Below are 6,398 nucleotides of genomic sequence, written 5' to 3'. Positions count from 1 at the left end.
GGGGTATAGCGCAGTCCGGTAGCGCGCCTGCTTTGGGAGCAGGATGTCAGGAGTTCGAATCCCCTTACCCCGACCATATTAAAAATCCTCGTATCGAAAGATACGGGGATTTTTTTTGCCCTCCGGAAATGTTTCATTCAAGTCATCGTACAACTTGCCGATAGCCCGCTAACGAAAGGGGCCTGCCATCGATCGCCCCTTGCATCCGGCCAATACAAGAAAAAGGGCGTTCGTCATGTTGCTTCGTCAGTTGAATATTGCTCCCCGTGCCGCCCTGGGCTTTGCCCTCATCGCGGTACTCGTGGCGTTGCTCGGAGTGTTTGCGCTGGGGCAGATGTCGAGCATCCGCGACAGCGAAGTGGCGGTGGAGAAGCAATGGCTGCCGAGCATTCGCGGCGGCGACGAGATTCGCGAGATCATGCTGCGCATTCGCACCATCTCCCTGCGCATGGCGCTGGATCAGGATCCGGCCAACATCGCCACGTACCGCAGCCAGATGGACACCCGCGACAAGGAGCTGAGCGAGAAAATCGCCGCCTACGACCGACTGGTGACCACCCCGGAAGGTCAGCAGTTGTACGATCAGTTTAAAAAGACCTTCGCTGCCTACCGCACCGGCATCGCCCAGTCGTTCACCCTCGCCGAGCAAGGCAAACGCGATGAGCTGACCAAGCTGCTGCTGGTCGACATGAAAACCGTGGTCGACGGCTCCGGCAAACAACTCAATGACCTGGCAGACCTGTTTGCCCGTCAGGTCGCCGCCGAAAGCCAGACCTCCGCTGCCCACTACGAAACCTCGCGCACCATCGTGACCTTGTTCATCGCTCTGGCGGCCTTGGCAACCGTGGCCCTGGCGATGTTGCTGACCCGCAGCATCGTCCGCCCTCTGAGCGCCGCCGTCGACGCTGCTGAACACGTTGCCAGAGGCGATCTGACCCGTCCGATCGAAACCCGCGGCAACGATGAAGTCAGCCGCTTGCTCAAGGCGTTGGCGACCATGCAGCAGAACCTGCGCGAAACTCTGCAGGGCATCAGCGGCTCGGCCACGCAACTGGCGACCGCTTCCGACGAACTGAGCGCGGTCACCCACGACAGCACCCAAGGGCTGCAACAGCAGAACAACGAAATCGAACAGGCTGCCACCGCCGTCAACGAGATGACCACGGCGGTCGAGGAAGTCGCACGCAATGCGGTGTCGACGTCCGACGCCACCCGCCAGTCCAGCGAATCCGCGCAGTTGGGCCAGGAGCGGGTCAGCGAAACCGCCGGCGCCATCAACGCCTTGGCCAGCGAAGTCGAGCACACTGGCGAGCTGGTGCAATCACTGGCCAATCAGTCGCAGGACATCGGCAAAGTGCTGGACGTGATTCGAGCGATCGCCGAACAGACCAACCTGCTGGCACTCAACGCTGCCATCGAAGCGGCCCGGGCCGGGGAGAGCGGGCGCGGGTTTGCGGTAGTTGCCGACGAAGTCCGGGCACTGGCTTATCGCACGCAGCAATCGACCCAGGAAATCGAGCAGATGGTGCAGGGCATGCGCAGCGGCTCAAACCTGGCGCTGGAGTCGATGCAGGCCAGTGCCTCGCGCGCTGCCACCACGCTGGTGCTGGCCGAGCGGGCCGGTGAAGCGTTGCAGACGATCACGGCCTCGGTACACGAAATCCAGGAACGCAATCTGGTGATCGCCAGCGCCGCCGAAGAACAGGCGCAGGTGGCGCGGGAAGTGGATCGCAATCTGGTGAACATTCGCGATCTGTCGGTGCGCTCGGCGGCGGGTGCCGATCAAACCAGCGCGTCGAGCCATGAACTGTCGCAACTGGCCAACGCCCTGCAAGGCATGGTGCGACGCTTCCAGTTGTAATCATGCAGGTGTGAAAAAGCCGCGCTTCTCGTCAGAGAAAGCGCGGCTTTGTTTTGTCGGGCGTCTGAAAAATCAGGCACCGTCCTGGTCTTTCAGGTGTTCGAACAGACCTTTCGGCATTTTCTTGCCATTGGCTTCGAAGTTGGCTTTGACGTTGTTGTACGCCTCTTGCTCGTCGATGAAGCCGTCGTGGTTGGTGTCGATCTTGTCGAAGTCAGACTTCGGCGCGACCTTCAGAAATTCGGCGCGCGAGACCTTGCCGTCACCATCGGTGTCGGTCTTGGCCATCGACGCATCGCCGCATTTGCCTTCACCGCATTTGCCTTCCGGGGTTTTCACCGAGGTCTCGGCCGAGGCGACCATGTAGCCCTGGGCCAGCGGTTGTGCGGCGAACACCGAGCCGGACAGCATCAGGCCGCCGGCCAGTACGGCACCGACCAGGCCAAGGGAGTTTTTGCCGATTTTCGAAGTACGGGACATTGCATTCTCCTTCGGTTGCACAGCGCAACCACACGTTAAGGGCGATCAAGCCGGAGCAGGTGTGCTCGGGTGTGGCCATTAAGCGGTGGCGGTGTATCGCGTCTGTGTCGAGGAGCGGGGCGTTTGTAAGCGAAGGTGGGGAAAGCGGGGGGCAGATACAGTAGAAAACAAAACACCGTGGGGGCCAGCCAGCCCCCACGGTGTTTTTTACATCAGTGCAGCTTCAGGCGTGGCTCGGTGCCGCGTCCGATCTTGCTGCCCAGCATCAGCATCGCCGTGCGGAACGGCCCGTACAGCGCCATCTGGTGCATGCGATACAGCGACACGTAAAACATCCGCGCCAGCCAGCCCTCAAGCATCACGCTGCCGGTCAGGTTGCCCATCAAGTTACCTACAGCCGAAAAACGCGACAGCGAAATCAGCGAGCCGTAGTCGGTGTATTTGTACTCTGGCAAGGTCTTGCCTTCGATCCGCAGTTTCAGCGACTTGGCCAGTAACGACGCCTGTTGGTGCGCAGCCTGGGCCCGTGGCGGAACGTTACGATCCGAGCCCGGTTGCGGGCACGCGGCGCAGTCACCGAAGGCGAAAATGTTTTCGTCGCGGGTGGTCTGTAGCGTCGGCAGCACTTGCAGTTGATTGATACGGTTGGTTTCCAGACCGTCGATGTCCTTGAGGAAGCCCGGGGCGCGGATCCCGGCGGCCCAGACTTTCAGACTGGCCTTGATCTCGTTGCCATCGGCGGTGATCAGGCTGTCGGCGGTGACCTGGCTGACCGACGCGTTGGTCATCACGTTGACCCCGAGTTTCTCCAGAGTCTTGTGTACCGGCCCGCTGATCCGTTCCGGCAGGGCTGGCAGCACCCGTGGCCCGGCTTCGATCAGGGTGATGTGCATGTTTTCCGGTTTGATCCGGTCCAGACCGTAAGCCGCCAGTTCATGGGCCGCGTTGTGCAGCTCGGCCGCCAGTTCGACGCCCGTGGCGCCCGCGCCGACGATGGCCACGCTGATCTGCTGGACCGCATCGGTCTGCCCGGCGTGTGCACGCAGGTAGTGATTGAGCAGTTGCTGGTGGAAACGCTCGGCCTGCTTGCGGGTGTCGAGGAACAGGCAGTGTTGCGCGGCGCCCTGGGTGCCGAAATCGTTGGTGGTGCTGCCGACCGCGATCACCAGCGAGTCGTAGGGCACTTCCCGCGCCGGGACCAGCTCGACGCCATTTTCGTCGTAGGTAGCGGCCAGCTGGATCTTCTTCTGCTCACGATCGAGCCCGCTCATGCGCCCCAGCTGGAACTCGAAATGGTTCCATTTGGCCTGGGCGACATAGTTGAGTTCGTCTTCGGAAGAGTTCAGCGATCCGGCGGCCACTTCGTGCAGCAGCGGTTTCCAGATGTGCGTGAGGTTCGCGTCGACCAGCATGATGCTGGCGGTGCCGCGTTTGCCCAGAGTCTTACCCAGACGGGTAGCCAACTCCAGACCGCCGGCGCCGCCGCCGACAATGACAATACGATGGGACATAGGGATAGCTCGCAAGGTTTTTAAAGGAAATCTTTGTCGTCGTAACCCGAGCGAGCGCGATGCAGCTCATAGCGTCAGGTAACTGATAAATCGGCTCAACAGGCCCAGACCAATGGTCACTGCCAGCACCAGCACCAGGAGCATCCACGGCCGGAATGGCCGGCGCTCGACACGGTGTTGGGACAACTGCAGGTACTCTTCGACATGCTTCTGGTCTTCGGGGTTCAGGCGGCTGGTCATAAAGGCCTCGTCAGGTAGACGTTACTGAATGAGAACACGCTACAGCGGTTTTCAACCGGGATTGAACGCAGCATAGCCACTGTCCGGGACCGGTTCGACAGACACACTGTCCCCGAGGCGAATGATCCCGCTTTGTAACACTCGCGCGGTGATTCCGCCATGCCCGCGCACGGCCTGGAACGTTCCGGGTCCAAGGTTGTTTTGCAGGCGCGCGCACGGCTGGCACCAGCCCGTGGTTTCGAAAATCGCCTGACCAATGCGGAAGCGCCGCCCCTTGAGGCTGAACAGGTTGATCCCGCTTATAACGAGATTGCGCCGCAGATCTTCAGGCGTGACCGGTTGTTCGGCCGAGCGGCCCATCAGGCCGCTGATCACGGCCAGATGTTCCCACTGAATCAGCGTCACCTGCCGCGCATTGCGTACCCCGGGCCGAGCGTGATCGCCAGTGAGCCCGGCTTCAAGCCGCGCCTCCACGGCATCGAGCGCGAGCATCGGCCCCCGGGACTCGGGACGCACGCCAATCCAGCGTACGCATCCGGTCTGCGGGACATCGGCAATCAATTGTTGAAGTGGCGTCACAGGCTGATCCCGACATCGAAGACGATGCTGCGCCCCAGGTTGCCGCGCAGGAAATCCGGGGCATCGGGATGGGCGAACAGTACCCGCGCAAAGGTCGGCCCGACCAGCGACAGCGAGCGCCAGCCCTGACGCAGGTATTCGGTGGGCGGCGGAAAGTGGCTGTTGAGGTCGAGCACTTCGCGTTTGAGGCTGGCGAAGGCAATGATGTCCAACTCGCCCAGATCCATCCCGCGTTCTTTGTAGTTGTGCGCTTTCTTGCGCAAGGTCGGCGCCAGTCTCAGCAGAAATTCATTGGCCGGAATCCGCCGCGGCTTGGCTTCACGGCGCACCAGTTGGCTGAGGGAAAACGCACTGCGTCGCCGTTGCAGCTCATCGCGCCATTCGTCGTTGAGCCGACGGCCCTCGTCGAGGACGAAAAACACTTCGAAATTGGCGTCGCGAAACAACACGTCCGGCGGCTCACCGGCGGGGGCGAATTCGTCGGCGCGATACGGAATATTCAAGCCTTGCAGCAGGCGCTGGCAGACCCAACGCTCACGCTCCCATTTGCGGGCATTGGACAGGAAGGCGTTGGCTTGCTCGGCCGCGATGGTCAGCAGGCGTAAATAATCTGAGTCATCCATAGGCCCAAGCTTAGCGTTCAATTGCGACAAGCAGAAAGCTTTGCATCGGCAGATGTCCCGCCGTGCAGGTGTAGACTTCGCCGCAGGAGCGCCAATCAAAGGAGTCTGCGGTGCGAATGAAGGTGATGGGATCATGATCGGTGCAGAACTGCTGTCATCGACAAGTCTGACCCTAGGCTGGCTGATTTACCTGCCGGTGCTGCTCTGGGCGATTGTTCAGGCACCGTGGGTCGAACTGTTCAGCGACAACCGCCGTCAGCACTTGCTGTTCGGCACGGTGTTCGCGTTGTTTCTGCTGTGGCTGGTGCGCAGGGATTTCGACACGGGGGTGTCTTACCACTTCATCGGCATGACAGCGGTGACGCTGCTGCTGGACTGGCCGCTGGCGATCGTCGGCGGACTGGTGGCGCAGCTGGGACTGGTGCTGTTGGGACGTCAGGATCTGGTGGCCGTCGGGGTCAACGGCGCCTTGCTGATCCTGTTGCCGGTGCTGATCACCGAATGCGTGGCGATCCTGGTCGAGCGCGCCCAACCGCGCAATCCGTTCGTGTACATCTTCTGTTCCGGCTTTTTCGCTGCGGCGCTGTCGGCGCTGTTCTGCCTGACGCTGAGCCTGACGTTGCTCTGGTACGACGGCCTCTTTGCCATGCCCGAATGGCTGGAAGATTTCGTCGGTTACCTGTGGTTGCTGATTTTTCCCGAAGCCTTCATCAACGGCATGGTGGTCAGTGCCTTGGTGGTGTTCTGCCCGGAATGGCTGGAGACTTTCAACCGAACTCGCTACCTTTCGGCGCCGTGGAAGGACGACGATCCCAAGTCTTGATCCACATCAAATCCGCTCTGCGCACGGCATTTCATGCTCGGCCAAATCCCTTCAGGAGCAGCGGCATGAGCGTGTATGAGTGGGCGAGACAGGAAACCCGGCAGAGTATGGAGATGGCGCAGGAGGTGGGGTTCGATCCGGGCCTAAGCCTGCGCGCCTTGCTCAGTGCGGTGGTGCAGCAGAGCAAGGCGGTGCGCAACGCCGAAGACCTGGCCGACGAGTTGCGCTTTCTGGCGGAAAACCTCGACGACGATCAGGACTACGGCTTCATGCGACCCTGA

At 61.2% G+C, this 6,398-nt stretch carries 8 protein-coding genes and 1 pseudogene; 4 read left to right on the top strand and 5 right to left on the bottom strand.

The genetic code is table 11. The annotated features are described in order from the left end of the window. Nucleotides 1-235: 235 nt before the first annotated feature. Both AC1Q9F_RS27785 and AC1Q9F_RS27780 read left to right on the top strand, forming a co-directional pair. Nucleotides 236-1,006, top strand: a pseudogene (locus AC1Q9F_RS27785) (MCP four helix bundle domain-containing protein); the annotation flags it as partial. Further along, complete coding sequence (locus tag AC1Q9F_RS27780) at nt 998-1,861, top strand: methyl-accepting chemotaxis protein (RefSeq protein WP_492620803.1); 864 nt, start codon at nt 998-1,000, stop codon at nt 1,859-1,861. The pseudogene AC1Q9F_RS27785 and the gene AC1Q9F_RS27780, both read left to right, overlap by 9 nt. A 72-nt stretch (nt 1,862-1,933) precedes the next feature. Here the strand turns inward: AC1Q9F_RS27780 and AC1Q9F_RS27775 are convergent, their stop codons facing one another. The 5 genes from AC1Q9F_RS27775 to AC1Q9F_RS27755 form a co-directional block, all read right to left on the bottom strand. After that, nucleotides 1,934-2,341: an HvfA family oxazolone/thioamide-modified RiPP metallophore gene (locus AC1Q9F_RS27775; protein WP_007959573.1), complete on the bottom strand. Its 408-nt coding sequence runs from the start codon at nt 2,339-2,341 to the stop codon at nt 1,934-1,936. Nucleotides 2,342-2,553: 212 nt separating this feature from the next. After that, the gene (locus AC1Q9F_RS27770) at nt 2,554-3,852 is read right to left on the bottom strand and encodes an NAD(P)/FAD-dependent oxidoreductase (protein WP_085689761.1); all 1,299 of its coding nucleotides are present in this window, start codon (nt 3,850-3,852) and stop codon (nt 2,554-2,556) included. Between the two features lie 66 nt (nt 3,853-3,918). Then, the gene (locus AC1Q9F_RS27765) at nt 3,919-4,092 is read right to left on the bottom strand and encodes a DUF3094 domain-containing protein (protein WP_007909875.1); all 174 of its coding nucleotides are present in this window, start codon (nt 4,090-4,092) and stop codon (nt 3,919-3,921) included. Nucleotides 4,093-4,143: 51 nt separating this feature from the next. Further along, entirely contained in the window at nt 4,144-4,671 is a 528-nt protein-coding gene (locus tag AC1Q9F_RS27760; protein ID WP_085655054.1) for an MOSC domain-containing protein, read from the bottom strand. Further along, the gene (locus tag AC1Q9F_RS27755) at nt 4,668-5,294 is read right to left on the bottom strand and encodes a DUF1780 domain-containing protein (RefSeq protein ID WP_007959580.1); all 627 of its coding nucleotides are present in this window, start codon (nt 5,292-5,294) and stop codon (nt 4,668-4,670) included. The genes AC1Q9F_RS27760 and AC1Q9F_RS27755 overlap by 4 nt, the downstream gene beginning before the upstream one ends. Before the next feature lie 133 nt (nt 5,295-5,427). On the opposite strand from AC1Q9F_RS27755, the gene AC1Q9F_RS27750 reads away from it, so the two are divergent. Both AC1Q9F_RS27750 and AC1Q9F_RS27745 read left to right on the top strand, forming a co-directional pair. Beyond that, nucleotides 5,428-6,117, top strand: coding sequence for an energy-coupling factor ABC transporter permease (locus AC1Q9F_RS27750; protein WP_492620715.1), 690 nt, complete (start codon nt 5,428-5,430; stop codon nt 6,115-6,117). A 65-nt stretch (nt 6,118-6,182) separates the two neighbouring features. Continuing rightward, the gene (locus tag AC1Q9F_RS27745) at nt 6,183-6,398 is read left to right on the top strand and encodes a hypothetical protein (RefSeq protein WP_492620714.1); all 216 of its coding nucleotides are present in this window, start codon (nt 6,183-6,185) and stop codon (nt 6,396-6,398) included.

It is taken from the genome of Pseudomonas sp. GW823-FHT04A03, from assembly GCF_058796615.1.
The sequence above is the reverse complement of the archived record's forward strand: the minus strand, read 5'-3'. Positions and strand labels throughout refer to the sequence as shown.

Coding starts and splice junctions, on each gene's coding strand:
- AC1Q9F_RS27780 (WP_492620803.1), top strand. CDS start 998: ATGCAGCAGAACCTGCGCGAAACTCTGCAGGGCATCAGCGGCTCGGCC.
- AC1Q9F_RS27775 (WP_007959573.1), bottom strand. CDS start 2,341: ATGTCCCGTACTTCGAAAATCGGCAAAAACTCCCTTGGCCTGGTCGGT.
- AC1Q9F_RS27770 (WP_085689761.1), bottom strand. CDS start 3,852: ATGTCCCATCGTATTGTCATTGTCGGCGGCGGCGCCGGCGGTCTGGAG.
- AC1Q9F_RS27765 (WP_007909875.1), bottom strand. CDS start 4,092: ATGACCAGCCGCCTGAACCCCGAAGACCAGAAGCATGTCGAAGAGTAC.
- AC1Q9F_RS27755 (WP_007959580.1), bottom strand. CDS start 5,294: ATGGATGACTCAGATTATTTACGCCTGCTGACCATCGCGGCCGAGCAA.
- AC1Q9F_RS27750 (WP_492620715.1), top strand. CDS start 5,428: ATGATCGGTGCAGAACTGCTGTCATCGACAAGTCTGACCCTAGGCTGG.
- AC1Q9F_RS27745 (WP_492620714.1), top strand. CDS start 6,183: ATGAGCGTGTATGAGTGGGCGAGACAGGAAACCCGGCAGAGTATGGAG.